This is a genomic window from Streptomyces sp. NPDC052020 (assembly GCF_040680575.1).
Lineage (GTDB): Bacteria > Actinomycetota > Actinomycetes > Streptomycetales > Streptomycetaceae > Streptomyces.
Window position 1 is genome coordinate 54,667 of sequence record NZ_JBFAWY010000004.1, and the last position, 19,303, is coordinate 73,969.

Sequence of the window (19,303 nt, forward strand, 5' to 3'; positions counted from 1 at the left end):
CGAGGGTTTCGGTGACGGGTTCACCAACTATCACAAGATCACGTCCGGGTTCGGCGGGTATGACGGCCGGCTTTCCTTCGCGGATGTCACCGGTGACGGCAAGGCCGACCTCCTGGCCTATGAGCCGGACGGCACCATCACGATGGGGCGTGGTTTCGGTGACGGGTTCACCGACTATCACAAGATCACGTCCGGGTTCGGTGGGTACGACGGCCGGCTGAAGTTCGGTGACGTCACCGGTGACGGCAAGGCCGACCTGGTGGCCTATGAGAAGGACGGCACGCTCACCCTCGGCGAGGGCTTCGGTGACGGCTTCACCGACTACCACAAGATCACTTCTGGGTTCGGCGGCTACGACGGACGGCTTCACATCGTCGGCTGATGTACCCGCGGCGCAGTGGTACGTCCAGCCCCGGGACGGTGTTACGGCGCCGTCCCGGTGTCACGACCCCTTCCGTGGACGCCCTGCCACGCAGTCCCCCGACCGAGACCAGGATCTCCCGCAGGGGGCCGGCCACCGCCGACGGACAGCCGTCTGCCCGGGGCAGGCGCGGCGGCGACGCGTTCCAGCGCGCGCCGTCCCGCCTCCGGGCGGCGCCCGTCCAATTGCGCCGACGCGCACGGCGAAGACCGGGCCGAAGGGCTCCTTCCCGGGCTTCCGCGCGAAGTCCTCCGCCGCGACACAGCGCACGCCCGTCCGGCCGAGGCGATCTCCCGGGCCGAGCCGGCCTCCGCCCGGGGCCGAACGGCCGACGGCGAGGACGTGCCCCGACACCGGCCGCGTCGCCATGGCCCGCGCGGCGGCCTCCGGTCCGCAGCCGACCTCCAGGACCCGCACCCCGGGTCTCGGGGGGCAGCGCGTCCACGATCCCGGCGGGACGCGGCGAGAGCGCGCCTGGCGCGGGCGTGCACCTCACCCGCTCGGCGTGCCGACCCGCGGGCGGCTGCCGTCCGGGTCGCACAGCTCCACCTCGCGCGCCCAGAGCGTCTCCTCCACCCGCACGCCGAACTCGGCGGCGACCGCGTCGACGTCCGTCACCCGCGGGTACACCAGCGTGCCCGGGCGGGCGTCCCCGGCGTGCTCCGACAGGAACAGCCGTACCCGCCCGCGCGCGACCTCCACGAAGGCCGGCAGGCCCGACTCGAAGCGGTGCACCCACTGCTCGGCGAAGCCGAGCCGTGCGTACCACCGCACGGCCGCGGCGGCGTCGGCCACGCGCAGGATCGGGACGGCCTCCTCCACGCGCTCAGTCACTCGTCCCGTCTTCTCCCGGGTGCAGCCCGCGCAGCAGCGCCGGCAGCGCCGTGCCGATCGGCTCCCGGATCACCTCGTCGGCCAGGTCGTCGTACGGCGTCGGTTCGGCGTTGACGATGATCAGGCGGGCGCCGTGGTCGGCGGCGACGCCGGCGAGGCCGGCGGCGGGCTGGACCTGGAGGCTGGTGCCGACGGCGACGAACACCTGGCACGCCTTGCTGATGGCCAGGGCCTGTCCGAGGACTTCGGGGTCGAGCCGCTCGCCGAACATCACGGTCGCCGACTTCAGGATCCCGCCGCACTCCAGGCACGGCGGGTCCTCCTCACCGGCCTCGACCCGGGCCAGGGCGTCCTCCATCGGCCCCCGGGCATGGCAGGCCGTGCAGACGTAACCGCGCGCGGTGCCGTGCAGTTCGAGCACCTTGCGGGCGGGCAGACCGGCGAGCTGGTGCAGCCCGTCCACGTTCTGCGTGATCACCCGGACCGGCACCCCGGACCGCTCCAGTTCGGCCACCGCCCGGTGCGCCGCGTTGGGCCGCGCCCGCAGCGTGCGGTTCTTCAGCCGCATCCGCCAGGACCGCCGCCGGATCTCCGGGTCGGCCATGTAGTACGCGTAGGTCACGAGTTTCTCGGCCTCGGGGTCCCGCCGCCACAGTCCGTTGGGCCCGCGGTAGTCGGGGATGCCGGAGTCGGTCGAGACACCCGCGCCGCTGAGGAGGGCGACGAGAGGCTTGCTCATGCTGCCGAGGGTAGGCCGCCCCGGCCACCGCGGCGAACGTATATCCGTCCCCGGTCCACGCATCACCGGACCGCGGGCGGGCGGGGGGTGCTAGCGTCCCCCGCATGGCCAAGGTCTCCGTCTCCCTGGACGCCCAACTCGTCGTCGAGGTCATGGTGCTCGCCGGGGTGGGCAATCCCCAGGACGCCGTGGAACTCGTCGTCCGGGACTACATCGCGCGCGGTCACCGCACCGAGGCGAGGATCGCCGAGCGGGACGAGGCGCTGCGGGAGATCGACGCCCAGCCCCGCACCAACGAGGGCTGACCCTCCTCTTCGGAGCTGCCGCCGGGCGGGCGCGGTCCGGCCCGTTCCCGGCGCGAAGGCGTCCTACCGTCCGGACGCCTGGGCGCCCAGCTCCGCCAGGCGGGACAGGGCGGGCAGGGCGGCGGCGATCGCCCGCCGCTCGGCGGGCGTCAGCCGGGCGATCAGCGGGAGCAGATGACGGCCCCGGTCCTCGTGCCGGGCCCGGCCGATGCTCCGGCCCCGGTCGGTGATGTGGATGAGCACGGCCCGCCCGTCCGTCGGATCGGGGCGCCGTTCGACGAGCCCGTCCCGTTCCAGCCGGGTGACCAGCTGGGTGAGACCCGGCTGGCTGATCTGTTCGGTTCGGGCGAGCTCGGTCAGCCGCTTCGGGCCGCCGTGGGCCAGTGTGTCCAGCACGGACAGCGTCGTGAACGACAGCTTCTGCACCGTGGGCAGGCGGATGTAGTAGCGGTTGAAGTTCTCGATCGCCTGGGTGAGGTCGCCGATATCCAAGTCGTCCTGCACGGGGACACGCGGGGTGGAAGTCACCCTGGAAATGTATCGCAGGCTTATATAAGCTCCTGATCGATCGCGGCCCACGCGCCTTGCCCAGGTGGGTGGTTGGCCTGGGCGCCTCGGCGCAACGGCGCGTCAATCCCGACATCAAGAGCGCGAGGGCCTGGTGCGAAAGTCGATCGTCGCCGTGGATGATCACGCCCCTTCAGGACGGGAATCATGACAATCACTGTGGGAATCAACGGCTTCGGCCGTATCGGCCGTAGCTACTTCCGCGCCCTGCTCGCGTCCGGCGCCGACATCCGCGTGGCCGCGGTCAACGACCTGACCAGCGCGCAGACCCTGGCGAACCTGCTGAAGTACGACAGCGTGTACGGGGTGCTGCCGCAGCAGGTCGTGGCGGACGGCTCGTCGATCCGGGTCGGGGACACCGTGGTCGAGGTCCTCGGCGAACGCGACCCGGCGCGGTTGCCCTGGCGCCGCCTCGGAGTCGACGTCGTCATCGAGTCGACAGGCGTGTTCAACGACGCCGCCAAGGCCCGGGCGCACATCGACGCCGGAGCCTCGAAGGTGGTCGTCTCCGCCGCGGCGAAGAACGCGGACCTCACCCTCGTCATGGGGATCAACGACGGCCTGTACGACCCCGAGCGGCACACGATCGTCTCCAACGCCTCGTGTACGACCAACTGCCTGGCCCCCATGGCCCGGGTGCTCGACGACGGGCTCGGCATCGAGTGCGGCACCATGACCACGATCCACGCCTACACGCAGGACCAGAACCTCCAGGACGGCCCGCACCCCGACCCCCGGCGTGCCCGCGCGGCCAACCTCAGCACCATCCCGACCACCACCAACGCCGCCAGCGCGATCGGCCTCGTGCTCCCGAGCCTGCAAGGCAAGCTCGACGGGTACTCGGTGCGGGTCCCCGTCCCCGTCGGCTCGCTGACCGACCTGACCGTTCGGGTGGCCCGCGAGACGACGGTGGACGAGGTCAACTCGCTCTTCCGCAAGGCGGCGGACGGCGATCTCGCGCGGATCCTGCGCTACACCGCGGACCCGGTGGTCTCGGCGGACATCGTCAGGGACCCGGCGTCCTGCATCTTCGACTCGCTGCTCACGCAGGTCATCGACGGGCGCCACGTACACGTCTTCGGCTGGTACGACAACGAGTGGGGATTCTCCAACCGCCTCATCGACACGACCCTGCTGGTCGGGGGCGCGACCGCGTGACGTGACGGGCTCCGCTGAGCCCGGTCCGGCGAGGGCGGCGGGGAGATCGCGTCCTGCCCGTCCTGTGGCCGGGCTCTAGCCGACGTCCGCAAGCTGGCCGAGGAGGTGACAGGCCGGGCCGGAGGGGATGGAGGTGCCGCCGCGCGTCACCGTGATGGGCCGCGTCGTCAACGGCCCCGGCGGGGCTCCTCTCACCCGAACCCGCGGCAGAGCAGAAGGAGAGTCCCATGACCTACGTGATCGCCCAGCCCTGTGTCGACGTCAAGGACAAGGCGTGCATCCAGGAGTGCCCGGTCGACTGCATCTACGAAGGACAGCGGGCCCTGTACATCCACCCCGAGGAGTGCGTCGACTGCGGAGCCTGCGAGCCGGTCTGCCCGGTCGAGGCGATCTTCTATGAGGACGACACCCCGCAGGAGTGGGCGCAGTACAAGGCGGTGAACGCCGGGTTCTTCGACGAGCTCGGCTCGCCCGGCGGGGCCGCCGCCCAGGGGCTGATCGAACGGGACCACCCGGTCGTCGCCGGTCAGCCGGTCCGCACGGGCTGAGCCGCGGAGGGGCGGGGGGCGCGGCGTCCCGCCTCACGGCCGGCGCCGCGCCGCCCCGCCCTCAGGCCGGGTCACCGGCCAGCCGCAGCGTCCGCTCCGCCAGCTCGCTGATCCGCACGCCGTCGAAGCCGAACACGGCGCTGCGGACCGTGTCCCGCAGGGGCTCCGTCCACTGGGCGGGGATCGCCGAGGCGCCGCCGAACACCCCGGCGACCGAGCCAGCCGTCGCGCCGTTGGAGTCGGTGTCCAGCCCGCCGCGCACGGTCAGGGTGATGGTGCGGGTGAAGTCCCCATCGCCGTACAGCAGCCCGGCGGTGAGGACGGCGGCGTTGGGCACGGTGTGGATCCAGCCGAGCCCGGCGGTCTCCTCGGCCACCGTGGCGAGCGTGTCCTCCCACGTCATCCGGGTGTCGTGGAGCGATGCCACCCGGTGCACGACGCGCGCGAGGCGGCTGCCCGCCGGGATCACGGCCAGCGCCTGCTCCACCGCCTCGCGCACGGTCGGCGCGGTGAACGCCGCCGAGATCAGCGCCGCCGCCCACATCGCGCCGTACACCCCGTTGCCGGTGTGGGACAGCACCGCGTCCCGGCGGGCGAGCAGCGCGGCGCGGCCCGGGGCGCCGGGACAGGTCCAGCCGTGGATGTCGGCACGGATCAGGGCGCCGATCCACTCCTGGTACGGATTGTCGTACGTGGCGGTCAGGGGCGGCTTCAGCCCGTTGGCGAGGTTGCGGTACGCCGCCCGCTCCGCCGTGAAGGTCTGAAGGTACGGCAGCCGCAGCAGCCACAGGTCGCCGACCTGCTCGGTGGTGAACCCGAAGCCGTGCGTCTCCAGCAGATGCAGGCCGAGGACGGCGTAGTCGACGTCGTCGTCGCGGCAGCTGCCGTGGATGCGGCCGCGCACACAGCCGCGCCACTCCGGGCGCAGGGCGAGCCGGTCGCTGTCGCCGACCGGCTCGGGCAGATAGTCGGTCAGGGGGAGGGCGCCGGCCTGCCGCAGATAGCGGTCGATGCGGTCGCGCGTCCACACCTCGCCCTGCTCCACCGGCTTGCCGAGCATGTTGCCCGCGATCCGGCCCAGCCAGCCGCCCAGGACGCGGTCGGCGAGCCGCGGCTGCCCGCTCACAGAGGTCATGGTGACGGTGTACCCGCATCCGGGCGGTCCAGGGGCTGGGCAGGGGCATGACGGCGGGGGCGTCCTCCGGTTAAGGTCACAGCGGCGCGACTGGCCTCGGCGTACGGGGATGTACACGGGGCCCGGAAAGCGAGGGGAAAGCAAGTGGCGGACGCTGCACTGGACGGGGCCCGCGGGGTCCTCGTCGCCGCGGACAAGTTCAAGGGGTCGCTGACGGCCGTCGAGGTCGCCGAGCGGGTGACGGCCGGGCTGCGCCGGGTCGTGCCCGGCGTGCGGGTCGAGGCGCTGCCGGTGGCCGACGGCGGTGACGGGACGGTGGCCGCGGCGGTCGCGGCCGGGTTCGAACGCCGGGAGGTACGGGTCGCCGGGCCCCTGGGCGACGAGGTGACCGCGGCGTTCGCGCTGCGCGGTGACACCGCGGTCGTGGAGATGGCCGAGGCGAGCGGACTGCAACGGCTGCCGGCCGGTGTCCTGGCCCCGCTGACCGCGTCCACGCACGGCTCCGGGGAACTGCTGCGGGCCGCCCTCGACGCGGGCGCGCGCACCCTCGTCTTCGGGGTCGGCGGCAGCGCCACCACGGACGGCGGCGCCGGCATGCTGACGGCGCTCGGGGCTCGTTTCCTGAACGCGGAGGGGAAGCCGGTGGCGCCGGGCGGCGGGGGCCTCGCCGATCTGGCCACGGCCGACCTGACCGGGCTGGACCCGCGCCTGGCTTCCGTCGAACTGGTGCTCGCGAGCGACGTGGACAACCCGCTGACCGGCCCGAAGGGCGCCCCGGCGGTCTACGGCCCGCAGAAGGGCGCCTCGCCGGACGACGTGGAGACCCTGGACGCGGCCCTCACCCACTACGCGAAGGTCCTGGAGGACGCCGTGGGGGCGAAGGCGGCCGAGTACGCCGCCTCCCCGGGCGCGGGCGCGGCGGGCGGCATCGGCTACGGCGCGCTCCTCCTCGGCGCCCGCTTCCGCCCCGGCATCGAGGTGATGCTGGACGTCCTGGGCTTCGCCCCGGCGCTGGAGCGCGCCGACCTGGTGATCACCGGGGAGGGGTCGCTGGACGAGCAGACGCTGCACGGCAAGGCCCCCGCGGGCGTCGCCGCCGCCGCGCGGACCGCCGGCAAGGAGGTCGTCGCGGTGTGCGGGCGCCTGGCCCTGCCGGCGGAGACGCTGGGCCGGGCCGGGATCCGCCGGGCCTACCCGCTGACGGAGATCGAGCCGGACGTGGAGAAGTGCATCGCGGAGGCGGGCCCGATCCTGGAGCGGGTCGCGGAGAACATCGCGCGGGACTTCCTGGCCTAGAGGGAGGGCCTAGAGGAGGGCCTGGAGGAGTTCCGCCCCCGCCGCCCCTCCCCGTTCCCGGGGGCTGCCGCCCCGGACCCCCGCTGTCGCCCTGAACGGCCTCGTCCTCAAAACGCCGGACGGGCTGGAGAACCGGCCACCACCTCCACCCCCACCGAGTCGGGCGGTGGGTGGGCACAGGCCCGGGGGCCTGGGGGCGCAGCCCCGAGCGGGGCCCGCGCCCTCGCCGGTACGCGGACAGACGGAGGGCCCCGAACCCACACCCGGGTCCGGGGCCCACTCAGCGGAGCGCTACGGCAGCTGCGCCGCGCGCGCCTCGCGCCGGTTGTCGCGGAAGTTGTTCACCCGGCGGGCCGTGGCGAACAGCGGGATCACCGCGCCCATCACCAGCTGGAGCGCGCAGCCGGTCTGGAGCAGCAGCTGGCCGCTCGGGGCGTCGAAGGCCCAGGCGGCCAGGAGCCCCATCGACAGCACGATCCAGGAGAGCATCGCCACCGCGAGACGGCCGCGCGGCTTGGGGTACTCCACCCGGCTCACCATCAGCCAGGCCGTGCCGAGGACGGCCAGGACCGTCGCCACGAAGGGCAGCTCCAGCAGGACGATCGAGACGACCGTGAGCGCGCCGAACGGTGACGGCATGCCCTGGAACGTCCCGTCCTTGACCGTGACGCACGAGAATCTCGCGAGTCTCAGCACCACCGCCAGCAGCACGACGATCGCGCTGACCGCCGCCACCCGCTGGTGGGCGTCGTCCGCGACCATCCCGTAGACCAGGACGAAGTACGCCGGGGCCAGACCGAAGCTGATCAGGTCGGAGAGGTTGTCCAGCTCCGCGCCCATCGGCGAGCTGCGCAGCTTGCGCGCCACCAGGCCGTCGAACAGGTCGAAGACCGCCGCGCACAGCATCAGGATGACCGCGGTGGCCGCGCTGTGCCGTGCCATGCCGGTCTCCTGGCTGCCCGACAGGTGCGGGATCAGGATGCCGGTGGTGGTGAAGTACACCGCCATGAAGCCGCAGGTGGCGTTGCCGAGCGTGAGGGTGTCGGCTATCGACAGGCGGAGCGAGAGGGGCATCTCCTCCTCGTCGTCCGCCTCGGCGGCCTCGGGCACCCAGCCCGTCTGGGTCTCCGGATCAATCACGGTCAATGCGAGTCACCCCAGCCACGGTCTTCTGACCGACCTCCACCGCGACCTCCACGCCCTCGGGCAGGTAGAGGTCGACGCGCGAGCCGAACCGGATCAGGCCGATCCGCTCACCCTGCTCCACCTTGGTGCCCCGGGGCACGTAGGGGACGATGCGGCGGGCCACCGCGCCGGCGATCTGGATCATCTCGATGTCGCCGAGCTCGGTGTCGAAGTGCCAGACGACCCGCTCGTTGTTCTCGCTCTCCTTGTTGAAAGCGGGAACGAAGCCGCCCGGGATGTGCTCCACCGAGGTGACCGTGCCGGCCAGCGGGGCGCGGTTGACGTGTACGTTGAGCGGGCTCATGAAGATCGCGACGCGCGTGCGGCCGTCCTTCCACGGCATGATGCTCTGCACCACGCCGTCGGCGGGCGAGATGACCCGGCCCTGGGCGATCTCGCGCTCGGGGTCGCGGAAGAACCACAGCATCCCCGCCGCGAGCGCGGTGGCGGGGACGGCGATGGCCTTGGCGGCGCCGGAACGGCGCGCCCGGGCGAGGCTGAGGGCCGCGGTGGCCACGGTCGGGAGGAGCCACGGCGATGCTCCGCGCGCGAGGCGTACGCCGGCCAGGCTGTCGCGAGGTGCAGAGGTTTGGCTGTGGGGCATGGATGACCTTCGTAGCGGATGATGCCGCGCTTTGACGGGGGACGGCGGCTTTCCGGCGATCGTAGCGGCTCGGGGCCGCAACTGGGTAAGCCAAGAAGCCGAGTCGGCGGCCGAAGACCGCCTACGGGGTGTGATCTTCTTCTCCAAGAAAACACCCCGTATCCGGACATCTAGCCCTGGAATCGATACTCTTCGAGCAACCTGCGGCCGATGATCATTTTCTGGATCTCGGCGGTCCCTTCACCGATGAGCAGCATCGGGGCCTCCCGGTAGAGGCGCTCGATCTCGTACTCCTTGGAGAAGCCGTAGCCGCCGTGGATCCGGAAGGCGTCCTCCACGACCTCCTTGCAGTACTCCGAGGCGAGGTACTTGGCCATCCCCGCCTCAAGGTCGTTTCGTTCCCCGGAGTCCTTTTTGCGTGCCGCGTTCACCATCATCGCATGAGCGGCCTCCACCTTGGTGGCCATCTCCGCGAGTTTGAACTGGATCGCCTGGTGCTGGGCGATCGGCTTGCCGAAAGTGTGACGCTGCTGGGCGTAGCGGACGCCCAGCTCGAAGGCACGCTGCGCGACGCCGCAGCCACGCGCCGCCACATTGACACGGCCCACCTCCACGCCGTCCATCATTTGGTAAAAACCTCGGCCGGTCACCCCGCCGAGCACCTGATCGGCCGGTACGCGCAGACCGTCCATGATGAGCTCGGTGGTGTCGACCCCCTTGTAGCCCATCTTCTCGATCTTGCCCGGGATGGTGAGGCCGGGACGGACCTCGCCGAAGCCGGGCTCCTTCTCCACCAGGAAGGTCGTCATCGACTTGTGCGGGGCCATGCCCTCCGGGTGACCCTCGTCACTGCGCACCAGGACGGCCACCAGCGACGACGTGCCGCCGTTGGTCAGCCACATCTTCTGGCCGGTCAGGACGTACTCGTCGCCGTCCTTCACCGCCTTCGAGGTGATCGCCGACACGTCCGAGCCCAGGCCCGGCTCCGACATCGAGAAGGCGCCCCGGATCTCGCCGGCGGCCATCCTCGGCAGGAAGTGGTCCTTCTGCTCCCGGGTGCCGTGCCGCTTGAGCATGTACGCCACGATGAAGTGCGTGTTGATGATGCCGGACACCGACATCCAGCCCCGGGCGATCTCCTCCACGCACAGCGCGTACGTCAGCAGCGACTCGCCCAGACCCCCGTACTCCTCGGGGATCATCAGGCCGAACAGGCCCAGCTCCGTCAGCCCGTCCACGATCGCCTGCGGGTACTCGTCGCGGTGCTCCAGCTCGGTCGCGACCGGGATGATCTCCTTGTCCACGAAGTCCCGGACGGTGGCGAGGATCTCCCGCTGGACGTCCGTGAGGCCGTGGGTCTGGGCGAGGCGGCTCATCTACTTCTCCTGCGGCTTCGGCTCCGGGCGGCCGGGCTGCTCGCCGCCGCGCTCCTTGATGTAGGTCTCGGTGGGCACCATCACCTTGCGGCGGAACACGCACACCAGCGTGCCGTCCTGCTTGTAGCCCCTGGTCTCGACGTGGACGATGCCGCGGTCGCCCTTCGACTTCGACGGCCACTTGTCGAGCACGGTGGTCTCGCCGTAGACCGTGTCGCCGTGGAAGGTCGGCGCCACGTGCCGGAGCGACTCGATCTCCAGGTTGGCGATCGCCTTGCCGGAGACGTCCGGCACCGACATGCCGAGCAGCAGGGAGTAGACGTAGTTGCCCACCACCACGTTCCGGCCGAAGTCCGTCGTCTGCTCCGCGTAGTGGGAGTCCAGGTGGAGCGGGTGGTGGTTCATGGTCAGCAGGCAGAACAGGTGGTCGTCGTACTCGGTGACCGTCTTGCCCGGCCAGTGCTTGTACACCGCCCCGACCTCGAACTCCTCGTAGGTGCGTCCGAACCGCATCGCGCTCACGCCTCCGGGATCTCGAAGCCGCTGGTGCGCCGCATGCCGGCCGCGCGCCCCTTGCCCGCGACGACCAGGGCCATCTTCCGGCTGGCCTCGTCGATCATCTCGTCGCCCAGCATCGCGGAACCCTTCTTGCCGCCCGCCTCGGACGTGTAGTACTCGTACGCGTCCAGGATCAGCTCGGCGTGGTCGTAGTCCTCCTGGGAGGGCGAGAACACCTCGTTGGCGGCGTCCACCTGGCCGGGGTGGAGCACCCACTTGCCGTCGAAGCCGAGGGCGGCGGCGCGGCCGGCGACCTCGCGGAAGCCGTCGACGTTGCGGATCTGGAGGTAGGGGCCGTCGATCGCCTGGAGGCCGTTGGCGCGGGCGGCCATCAGGATCTTCATCAGGATGTAGTGGTAGGCGTCCGCCGGGTAGCCGGGCGGCTGCTCGCCCACGACCAGGGACTTCATGTTGATCGACGCCATGAAGTCGGCCGGGCCGAAGATGATCGTCTCGATGCGCGGGGAGGCCTGCGCGATCTCGTTGACGTTGTTCAGGCCGCGCGCGTTCTCGATCTGCGCCTCGATGCCGATCCGGCCGACCTCGAAGCCCATCGTCTTCTCGATCTGGGTGAGCAGCAGGTCGAGGGCGACGATCTGCTGGGCGTCCTGGACCTTCGGCAGCATGACGCAGTCCAGGTTCGGGCCGGCGCCCTCGACGACCGTGACGACGTCCCGGTACGTCCACTCGGTCGTCCAGTCGTTCACCCGCACGACCCGCGTCTTGCCCGTCCAGTCGCCCTCGTTGAGGAACTTGACGATGGTGTGCCGCGCCTCGGGCTTGGCGAGCGGCGCGCACGCGTCCTCCAGGTCGAGGAAGACCTGGTCGGCCGGGAGGCCCTGGGCCTTCTCCAGGAAGCGCGGGTTCGAGCCCGGCACCGCCAGGCAGGAGCGCCGGGGGCGGAGCCGGTTGAACGAAGGCTGTGCTGCGGCGCCGCCCGGGGAAAGGGGGGTGGCGGGCGACGGGTGGGCGGTCATGCGGGGACCTCCAGGGGGTCGAGCTTGTTCGCGTTCCGGATCTCGTCGACGATCCGGCCGATGATCCCGGTGATGTCGAAATCCTTCGGGGTGAAGACCGCGGCCACTCCGGCGGCCCGCAGCTCTTCGGCGTCACCGCTTGGGATGATGCCACCGGCGATCACCGGAATGTCTGTGGCACCGGCCACACGCAGCCGCTCCAGCACGTCCGGCACGAGCCGGGCGTGCGAGCCGGAGAGGACGGACAGGCCGACCGCGTGCACGTCCTCCGCCAGGGCCGCGTCCACGATCTGCTCCGGGGTCAGCCGGATGCCCTGGTAGACCACCTCGAAGCCGGCGTCCCGGGCCCGTACGGCGATCTGCTCGGCGCCGTTGGAGTGCCCGTCCAGGCCGGGCTTGCCGACGAGGAAGCGCAGCTTGCCGACGCCCAGCTCCCGGGCGGTCCGCTCCGCCTTGCGGCGCACCCCGGACAGCGCGGAGCCCTCCTCGGCGGGGACCGCCACGGGCGCGGACGACACCCCGGTCGGCGCCCGGAACTCGCCGAACACCTCGCGCAGGGCCCCGGCCCACTCGCCGGTCGTGACACCGGCGCGGGCGCACTCCAGGGTGGCCTCCATGAGGTTCTCGGTGCCGCGCGCGGCCTGCTTCAGGCGCTCCAGGGCCTTGCAGGGGCGCGGGTGGTTGAACGGCGGCTGGTAGCGGGTGTCCCGCCAGTGCCGGAGCGAGGCGACGACACGGGCCTCGACCGCCGGGTCGACCGTCTGGATGGCGGTGTCCAGGTCGGCGGTGAGCGGGCTGGGCTCGGTCGACTCGAAGACGTTGACGCCGACGATCTTCTCCTCGCCGGACTCGATGCGGGCCCGGCGCTCGGCGTGCGAGGCGACCAGCCGCGACTTGAGGTACCCGGACTCCACGGCGGCCAGCGCCCCGCCCATCTCCTCGATCCGGTCCATCTCGGCGAGCGCGGCCCGGGCCAGCTCGTCCACCTTCGCCTCGACCACCGTCGAGCCCTCGAAGATGTCGTCGTACTCCAGCAGGTCGCTCTCGTACGCCAGCACCTGCTGGACGCGCAGCGACCACTGCTGGTCCCAGGGGCGGGGCAGCCCCAGGGCCTCGTTCCAGGCGGGCAGCTGCACCGCACGCGCGCGGGCGTTCTTGGAGAGGGTGACCGCCAGCATCTCCAGCACGATCCGCTGGACGTTGTTCTCCGGCTGCGCCTCCGTCAGGCCGAGGGAGTTGACCTGGACGCCGTAACGGAAGCGGCGGTGCCGGGGGTCCTCGATGCCGTACCGCTCACGGGTGACCTTGTCCCAGATACGGCCGAAGGCGCGCATCTTGCACATCTCCTCGATGAAGCGGACGCCCGCGTTCACGAAGAAGGAGATCCGGCCGACGACATCGCCCATGCGCTCCCGCGGCACCTGGCCGGAGTCGCGCACGGCGTCGAGGACGGCGATCGCGGTGGACATCGCGTACGCGATCTCCTGCACCGGGGTGGCTCCCGCCTCCTGGAGGTGGTAGCTGCAGATGTTGATCGGGTTCCACTTCGGGAGGTGGGAGACCGTGTACGCGATCATGTCCGTCGTCAGGCGGAGGGAGGGCCCGGGAGGGAAGACGTGCGTCCCGCGCGACAGGTACTCCTTGACGATGTCGTTCTGGGTCGTCCCCTGGAGCCGGGTGATGTCCGCGCCCTGCTCCTCCGCGACGACCTGATAGAGCGCCAGCAGCCACATGGCCGTGGCGTTGATGGTCATCGAGGTGTTCATCCGCTCCAGGGGGATGTCCTGGAACAGCCGGCGCATGTCACCGAGGTGCGCGACCGGCACCCCGACCCGGCCCACCTCGCCGCGGGCGAGGACGTGGTCGGGGTCGTAACCGGTCTGCGTCGGCAGGTCGAACGCCACCGACAGACCCGTCTGGCCCTTGGCGAGGTTGCGCCGGTAGAGCTCGTTGGACGCCTCGGCGGTCGAATGCCCCGCGTACGTCCGCATGAGCCACGGCCGGTCCCGTTCCTTGCGACGCTCTGTCATGCGGCGCCCCTCAGACGTTCCGGAAGCGGTTGATGGCGTCGAGGTGCTCGGCGCGCATCTCGTGGTCGCGCACGCCCAGGCCCTCCTCGGGGGCGAGGCACAGCACGCCGACCTTGCCCTGGTGGGCGTTGCGGTGCACGTCGTGGGCGGCCTGGCCGGTCTCGTGGAGCGGGTAGACCTTGGACAGGGTGGGGTGGATCCTGCCCTTGGCTATCAGGCGGTTGGCCTCGTACGCCTCGCGGTAGTTGGCGAAGTGGGAACCGACGATCCGCTTCAGCGACATCCACAGGTAGCGGTTGTCGTACTGGTGCATGTAGCCGGAGGTGGAGGCACAGGTGACGATCGTGCCGCCCTTGCGGGTCACGTACACCGAGGCGCCGAAGGTCTCGCGGCCGGGGTGCTCGAAGACGATGTCCACGTCCTCGCCGCCGGTCAGTTCGCGGATGCGCTTGCCGAACCGCTTCCACTCCTTGGTGTCCTGGGTGTGCTCGTCCTTCCAGAACCGGTAGTCCTCGGCGGTGCGGTCGATGATCAGCTCGGCGCCCATCTTCCGGCAGATCTCGGCCTTCCGCGGCGAGGAGACCACACAGATCGGGGTCGCGCCGCCGGCGAGGGCGTACTGGGTGGCGTAGGAGCCGAGGCCCCCGGAGGCGCCCCAGATCAGCACGTTGTCGCCCTGCTTCATCGCCGCGCCGTTGCGGGAGACGAGCTGCCGGTAGGCGGTGGAGTTCACCAGGCCCGGTGCGGCGGCCTCCTCCCAGCTGAGGTGGTCCGGCTTGGGCATGAGCTGGTTGGACTTCACCAGCGCGATCTCGGCGAGGCCGCCGAAGTTGGTCTCGAAGCCCCAGATGCGCTGCTCGGGGTCGAGCATCGTGTCGTCGTGGCCGTCGGGCGACTCCAGCTCGACGGACAGGCAGTGGGCCACCACCTCGTCGCCGGGCTTCCAGGCGTTGACGCCGGGGCCGGTGCGCAGCACGACGCCCGCGAGGTCGGAACCGATGATGTGGTACGGCAGGTCGTGCCGCTTGGCCAGCGGCGACAGCTTGCCGTAACGCTCCAGGAAGCCGAAGGTGGACAGCGGCTCGAAGATCGAGGTCCACACCGAGTTGTAGTTGACCGAGGAGGCCATGACGGCCACCAGGGCCTCTCCCGGGCCGAGTTCGGGCACCGGGACCTCGTCCAGGTGGATGGACTTGCGCGGGTCCTTGTCCCGGGTCTGAAGGCCCGCGAACATCTCGACCTCGTCCTTGTGGACGGTGATCGCGCGGTACGACTCGGGGAGCGGCAGGGCGGCGAAGTCGGCCGGGGTGGAGTCGGGCGACTGGATCGCGGCCAGGATGTCCTTCACGGTCACGGTGTTGCCTCCGGCGATGAGCGCCCTGAGGGAGGGGCGCTGGGGGTTACGTCGGTGCTGCTGAGGTGGTGTGAGGGGGGCCGTCGGTTCGGCGGGGCGGAGCGGTTCGGCAGCGCTTTGTGGCGCGGGAGGGTGCCTGTGACGCAGGCGTCCGGGCGCGCGGGCCGTCGGTCCGCTGGGACAGCCGGCGCGCGGTAGGTCGCCGCGCTCCGGCCGCCCGGACACCTTCAACGTATGGCACGCCGTGTCAGCTCGCAAGGCACTGGGTGCCAGTAATTGCTCTCAGATGAAAACTTTACGTATCAGATGAGCGATGATCGATCGGAAGGGGGCTGGAGGCGGCCGGAAACCCGCCCCTGACATGCCAAAACGGCCACCCGGGCGGGTGGCCGTTCTCACAGCGGGGGAGGGTGCTCAGCGTTCCTTGAGGGCCTGTTCGATCGTGCGCATGACCTCGTCGAGCGGGGCGTCGGTACGGGCGACGGTCACCAGCACCTCGCCCTGGGCGGAGGCGGTCGCGGCGGCCGGCCGCGGGGCCGTGGTGCGGCCCGCCATGATGCCCGTGCCGAACGTCTTGCGGACGATCGCGAAGGCGTGGTCGAGCTGCTTCTCCACGTCCCCCTGGCCGCCCGCCCGCAGCCAGCGCCGCAGCACGTGGTTGTGGGCGGTGACCACGGCGGAGGCGGCCACCTCGGCCAGCAGCGGGTCGTCATTGGCGTCGTCGGCGTGCGCGCGCTCGTCGAAGTGGCCGAGCAGATAGCGGGTGAAGAGGCGTTCGTAGCGGGCCACCGACGCGATCTCCGCCTCGCGCAGCGCGGGCACCTCACGCGTGAGCTTGTAGCGGGCGACCGAGATCTCCGGCCGGGCCGCGTACATCTTCATGACTTCCTTGATGCCGCGGCACACCGTGTCGAGCGGATTCTCGTGCGCGGGCGCGGCGTTGAGGACGGCCTCGGCGCGCACCAGGGTGTCGTCGTGGTCCGGGAAGATCGCTTCTTCCTTGGAGCGGAAGTGGCGGAAGAAGGTGCGGCGGGCGACCCCGGCCGCGGCCGCGATCTCGTCGACGGTGGTCGCCTCGTACCCCTTGGTCGCGAACAGCTCCATCGCCGCCGCCGCCAGTTCTCGGCGCATTTTCAGCCGCTGGGCGGCGGCACGGCCGCCCGCGGCGCTCTCCGGCGCGTCGGGCGTGGCGGGTGTACGTGAGGACTTGGCGGGCTGGGACATGCCCCGAACGTACTGCATGTGCGCAGCTCGGTGCGCATGACCGGGGTCCGCCCGGGCGGCGGAGGGCGGCGCGCAGGTGCGCCGGGCGGGTGCCGGCCACCCGCCCGGGTCCAGCAGTCCGCCCCAGTCGTCACCGGGCCGGAACCAGTCGCCGGGCCGCTCAGCGCTTGGCATATTCGCGGAAGCCGCGGCCGGTCTTGCGGCCGAGGCAGCCCGCGGCCACCAGATGCTCCAGCAGCGGCGCCGGGGCGAGCCCGGGGTCGCGGAACTCGCGGTGCAGCACCTTCTCGATGGCGAGCGACACGTCCAGCCCGACCACGTCCAGCAGCTCGAAGGGGCCCATCGGATAGCCGCCGCCCAGCTTCATCGCCGCGTCGATGTCGTCGAGCGAGGCGTAGTGCTCCTGCACCATCTTGACCGCGTTGTTCAGGTACGGGAACAGCAGCGCGTTCACGATGAACCCGGCCCGGTCACCGCAGTCCACGGGATGCTTTCCGATCTCGGCGCAGACCCCGCGGACGGTGGCGTGCGCGTCGTCCGCGGTCAGCACCGTGCGCACCACCTCCACCAGCCTCATCGCCGGGGCGGGGTTGAAGAAGTGCATGCCGATCACGTCCTGCGGGCGCGCGGTGGCGCGGGCGCAGGCGATGACGGGGAGGGAGGAGGTGGTGGTGGCCAGGACGGCGCCCGGCCGGCAGACCTTGTCCAGGACGGCGAACAACTGCCGCTTGACCTCCAGGTCCTCCGCGACGGCCTCCACCGCCAGGTCCACGTCGGCGAAGTCGTCGTAGGCGGCGGTGGGGCGGATCCGCTCCAGGGTCCGCGCGGCGGCCTCGGCGGTCAGCCGGCCCCGGTCCACCGAGCGGGCCAGGGACGCGCCGGCGCGGGCCTTGGCGGCCTCCGCCTTCTCCGTGCTGCGCGCGGCGAGGACCACCTCGTACCCGGCCTTGGCGAAGACCTCCGCGATGCCCGACGCCATGGTGCCGGAGCCGGCCACCCCGACCGAGCGGACGGGACGCCTGGGGACCTGCCCACCGCCCTCCCCGGGCGTCAGCGCGTCCGGCACCACGGCCGGGCTGCCCGGAGCCTCGTAGGTGTAGAAGCCGCGCCCCGCCTTGCGGCCCGTCAGCCCCGCCTCGCTCAGCTGCCTCAGGATCGGAACGGGGGCGTGCAGCCGGTCGTGCGAGGCGGCGTACATGGCCTCCAGGACCGTGCGCGCGGTGTCGATCCCGATCAGGTCGAGCAGGGCGAGCGGCCCCATCGGCAGCCCGCAGCCCAGCCGCATCGCGGCGTCGATGTCCTCGCGCGAGGCGTACTTCGCCTCGTACATCGCCGCGGCCTGGTTGAGGTAGCCGAACAGCAGCCCGTCGGCGACGAAACCGGGCCGGTCGCCGACCGCGACGGGCTCCTTGCCGAGGTCCAGCGCGAGGTGGGTGACCGCCCCGACCGCCGCGGGCGCCGTCAGCACGGACGAGACGATCTCCACCAGCCTCATCGCCGGGGCCGGGTTGAAGAAGTGCATGCCCAGCACCCGCTCGGGGCGGGCCGAGTCGGCGGCCAGGCGCGTCACGGACAGGGCGTTGGTGCCGGTCGCCAGGATGGTGTCCGGCCGCACGATGCCGTCCAGCTCCCGGATGATCCGCTGCTTGATCTCGTACGACTCCGGCGCCACCTCGATCACCAGATCGGCGCCGGCCGCCGCCCGCAGGTCGGTCGAGGTGCGCACCCGGGCGAGGGCGTCCGCGCGCTCCCGCTCGGTCAGCCGCCCCCGGGCGACGGCGCGGGCGGTGGCGGCCTCCAGCGCGGCGGCGGCACGCGCGGTCTGCGCCTCGCCGATGTCGATGCCGACGACGTCACGGCCGGCCCGGGCCAGGACCTCGGCGATGCCGGTGCCCATGGTGCCGAGGCCGACGACGGCGACGGTCCGCAGCGGGGACAGGGGGGTGTCGGACAGGGGAGTGGCCATCGCGGACTCCAGGAATGAGGGTGACGACGGGAGACGCCGCCGGGGGCGCCGACGGGCGCACCGGTGCGTCAGGGATGAGGAGTGCGGGTGTCGCCGGGCTGCGAGCGCACACGCCCGGTGCCGCCGGCCCGGGCGTGCACACGCCCGCGCGGCGGCCGGAACCGGCCGGCCCTGTCCCGGGGCCGGGCCGTACTGCGGTACCCGAGGTACCGAACCGACGCCCCCCACGGCCTTGACGGCCTGGGGTGATGGCTTTCCCGCGCGGCGGCCGCGTCACCAGACCGCCGCGAGGAGGGTCGCGAGTGGGTAGCTCGCTCGTCTGAGCTTAACTGCCCGGTAACGAGCGCGCCAGCCCCTGTCGTTGGCCGGGTGCCCCGGCCGGGTGGGTCGGTCCGGCACGTCCCCAACGGCCCGCGTCCGCCCTAACCTCGGTGTCATGGACGAAGAGTTGCGAGCGGTCACGGAGCGTCTACGGGCCGAGTCCGGGGGACCGGAGGCGTACGAGCGCCTCGTGACGACCGGGGACCGGGACGAGCTGGCGGCGGTCCTCACCGAGCCCGGACAGCCCCTGTGGGCCCGGGAACTGGCCGCGTTCCGGCTGGGGCTGGCGGGGGACCGGCGGGCCTTCGAGTCCCTGGTGCTGCTGCTCAACCACCGTGATCCGCCGCGCTGCGCCTCCGCCGCGTACGCCCTGGCCCGCCTCGGCGACCCGCGCACCGCCCGGGCCGCCGCCGCGCTCGCCACCAACGAACTGCGCGTCGCCTACGCCCTGCACCCCGTCCGGCTCCTGGTCGAGCTGCGCGCCCCGGAGGCCGTGCCCGCGCTGATCACCACACTGCGGCGGCGGCTGCGCCCGCACGACCCCTACCGCCGGGTCGCGCTCGCCTGCGTGGAGGGCCTCGGGACGCTCGGCGACCCCCGCGCCCGGCCCGTCCTCGACGAGGCCCTCGCCCACCCGGCCCTGGCCGAGGCGGCGGTACGGGCGCTGGCGCGGATCCCGAAGCGGCGGTGAAGGCGGACCGGGGC

19 protein-coding genes and 1 pseudogene are annotated in these 19,303 nt (G+C 72.0%); 7 read left to right on the forward strand and 13 right to left on the reverse strand.

Features of this window, described 5'->3' with window-relative positions; all coding sequences use genetic code 11:
- The coding region (locus AB0L74_RS04920; RefSeq protein ID WP_365645647.1) for a VCBS repeat-containing protein at positions 1–382 on the forward strand (382 nt) is incomplete at its 5' end.
- Positions 383–913: 531 nt separating this feature from the next.
- Here AB0L74_RS04920 and AB0L74_RS04925 read toward each other — a convergent pair.
- Together AB0L74_RS04925 and AB0L74_RS04930 are read right to left on the reverse strand one after the other, a co-directional pair.
- Complete coding sequence (locus AB0L74_RS04925) at positions 914–1,255, reverse strand: glyoxalase superfamily protein (protein WP_365645649.1); 342 nt, start codon at positions 1,253–1,255, stop codon at positions 914–916.
- Positions 1,248–1,994, reverse strand: coding sequence for a Sir2 family NAD-dependent protein deacetylase (locus tag AB0L74_RS04930; protein ID WP_365645651.1), 747 nt, complete (start codon positions 1,992–1,994; stop codon positions 1,248–1,250). The genes AB0L74_RS04925 and AB0L74_RS04930 overlap by 8 nt, the downstream gene beginning before the upstream one ends.
- Positions 1,995–2,098: 104 nt before the next feature.
- Between AB0L74_RS04930 and AB0L74_RS04935 the strand changes: the two genes are divergently transcribed.
- On the forward strand, positions 2,099–2,299 hold the full coding sequence (locus AB0L74_RS04935) for a DUF2191 domain-containing protein (RefSeq protein WP_365645653.1): 201 nt from the start codon (positions 2,099–2,101) through the stop codon (positions 2,297–2,299).
- 63 nt (positions 2,300–2,362) lie between these two features.
- On the opposite strand, the gene AB0L74_RS04940 is transcribed toward AB0L74_RS04935, so the two are convergent.
- The gene (locus AB0L74_RS04940; protein WP_365645655.1) at positions 2,363–2,827 is read right to left on the reverse strand and encodes a MarR family transcriptional regulator; all 465 of its coding nucleotides are present in this window, start codon (positions 2,825–2,827) and stop codon (positions 2,363–2,365) included.
- Between the two features lie 186 nt (positions 2,828–3,013).
- Here AB0L74_RS04940 and gap point away from each other — a divergent pair, with 186 nt between their 5' ends.
- The 3 genes and pseudogenes from gap (at position 3,014) to fdxA (ending at position 4,572) form a co-directional block, all read left to right on the forward strand.
- Positions 3,014–4,024 (forward strand): type I glyceraldehyde-3-phosphate dehydrogenase, encoded by a 1,011-nt coding sequence (gene gap / locus AB0L74_RS04945; protein WP_365645657.1) that lies wholly within the window; start codon positions 3,014–3,016, stop codon positions 4,022–4,024.
- Positions 4,025–4,054: 30 nt separating this feature from the next.
- Positions 4,055–4,211 (forward strand): annotated as a pseudogene (locus tag AB0L74_RS04950) (flavodoxin-dependent (E)-4-hydroxy-3-methylbut-2-enyl-diphosphate synthase); the annotation flags it as partial.
- Between the two features lie 40 nt (positions 4,212–4,251).
- Entirely contained in the window at positions 4,252–4,572 is a 321-nt protein-coding gene (gene fdxA, locus AB0L74_RS04955; protein ID WP_365645659.1) for a ferredoxin, read from the forward strand.
- Between the two features lie 61 nt (positions 4,573–4,633).
- Here fdxA and AB0L74_RS04960 read toward each other — a convergent pair whose 3' ends face one another.
- Entirely contained in the window at positions 4,634–5,707 is a 1,074-nt protein-coding gene (locus tag AB0L74_RS04960) for an ADP-ribosylglycohydrolase family protein (protein WP_365645661.1), read from the reverse strand.
- 159 nt (positions 5,708–5,866) lie between these two features.
- Between AB0L74_RS04960 and AB0L74_RS04965 the strand changes: the two genes are divergently transcribed.
- Positions 5,867–7,003: a glycerate kinase gene (locus AB0L74_RS04965; protein WP_365646030.1), complete on the forward strand. Its 1,137-nt coding sequence runs from the start codon at positions 5,867–5,869 to the stop codon at positions 7,001–7,003.
- 291 nt (positions 7,004–7,294) lie between these two features.
- On the opposite strand, the gene pssA is transcribed toward AB0L74_RS04965, so the two are convergent.
- The 9 genes from pssA to AB0L74_RS05010 form a co-directional block, all read right to left on the reverse strand.
- Positions 7,295–8,113 carry a CDP-diacylglycerol--serine O-phosphatidyltransferase gene (pssA, locus tag AB0L74_RS04970; protein WP_365646032.1) on the reverse strand — a complete coding sequence of 273 codons (819 nt, stop codon included), beginning with the start codon at positions 8,111–8,113 and terminating at the stop codon, positions 7,295–7,297.
- A gap of 22 nt (positions 8,114–8,135) precedes the next feature.
- Positions 8,136–8,792, reverse strand: coding sequence for a phosphatidylserine decarboxylase (locus tag AB0L74_RS04975; RefSeq protein ID WP_365645663.1), 657 nt, complete (start codon positions 8,790–8,792; stop codon positions 8,136–8,138).
- Between the two features lie 170 nt (positions 8,793–8,962).
- Positions 8,963–10,168 (reverse strand): acyl-CoA dehydrogenase family protein, encoded by a 1,206-nt coding sequence (locus tag AB0L74_RS04980; protein WP_365645664.1) that lies wholly within the window; start codon positions 10,166–10,168, stop codon positions 8,963–8,965.
- Positions 10,169–10,681, reverse strand: a complete 513-nt coding sequence (locus AB0L74_RS04985) for a MaoC family dehydratase (RefSeq protein WP_365646034.1) — start codon at positions 10,679–10,681, stop codon at positions 10,169–10,171.
- Positions 10,682–10,686: 5 nt separating this feature from the next.
- The gene (locus AB0L74_RS04990; RefSeq protein ID WP_365645666.1) at positions 10,687–11,703 is read right to left on the reverse strand and encodes a CoA ester lyase; all 1,017 of its coding nucleotides are present in this window, start codon (positions 11,701–11,703) and stop codon (positions 10,687–10,689) included.
- Positions 11,700–13,733 (reverse strand): protein meaA, encoded by a 2,034-nt coding sequence (locus AB0L74_RS04995; RefSeq protein ID WP_365645668.1) that lies wholly within the window; start codon positions 13,731–13,733, stop codon positions 11,700–11,702. The genes AB0L74_RS04990 and AB0L74_RS04995 overlap by 4 nt, the downstream gene beginning before the upstream one ends.
- A gap of 10 nt (positions 13,734–13,743) precedes the next feature.
- Entirely contained in the window at positions 13,744–15,081 is a 1,338-nt protein-coding gene (gene ccrA / locus AB0L74_RS05000) for a crotonyl-CoA carboxylase/reductase (RefSeq protein WP_365646036.1), read from the reverse strand.
- Positions 15,082–15,501: 420 nt separating this feature from the next.
- Positions 15,502–16,311: a TetR family transcriptional regulator gene (locus AB0L74_RS05005; protein WP_365645669.1), complete on the reverse strand. Its 810-nt coding sequence runs from the start codon at positions 16,309–16,311 to the stop codon at positions 15,502–15,504.
- Between the two features lie 160 nt (positions 16,312–16,471).
- A complete protein-coding gene (locus tag AB0L74_RS05010; protein WP_365645671.1) occupies positions 16,472–18,277 on the reverse strand; it encodes a 3-hydroxybutyryl-CoA dehydrogenase in 1,806 nt (601 codons plus the stop codon).
- Positions 18,278–18,713: 436 nt separating this feature from the next.
- On the opposite strand from AB0L74_RS05010, the gene AB0L74_RS05015 reads away from it, so the two are divergent.
- Positions 18,714–19,289, forward strand: a complete 576-nt coding sequence (locus AB0L74_RS05015) for an adenylosuccinate lyase (protein ID WP_365645673.1) — start codon at positions 18,714–18,716, stop codon at positions 19,287–19,289.
- The last annotated feature ends 14 nt before the right edge of the window (positions 19,290–19,303 follow it).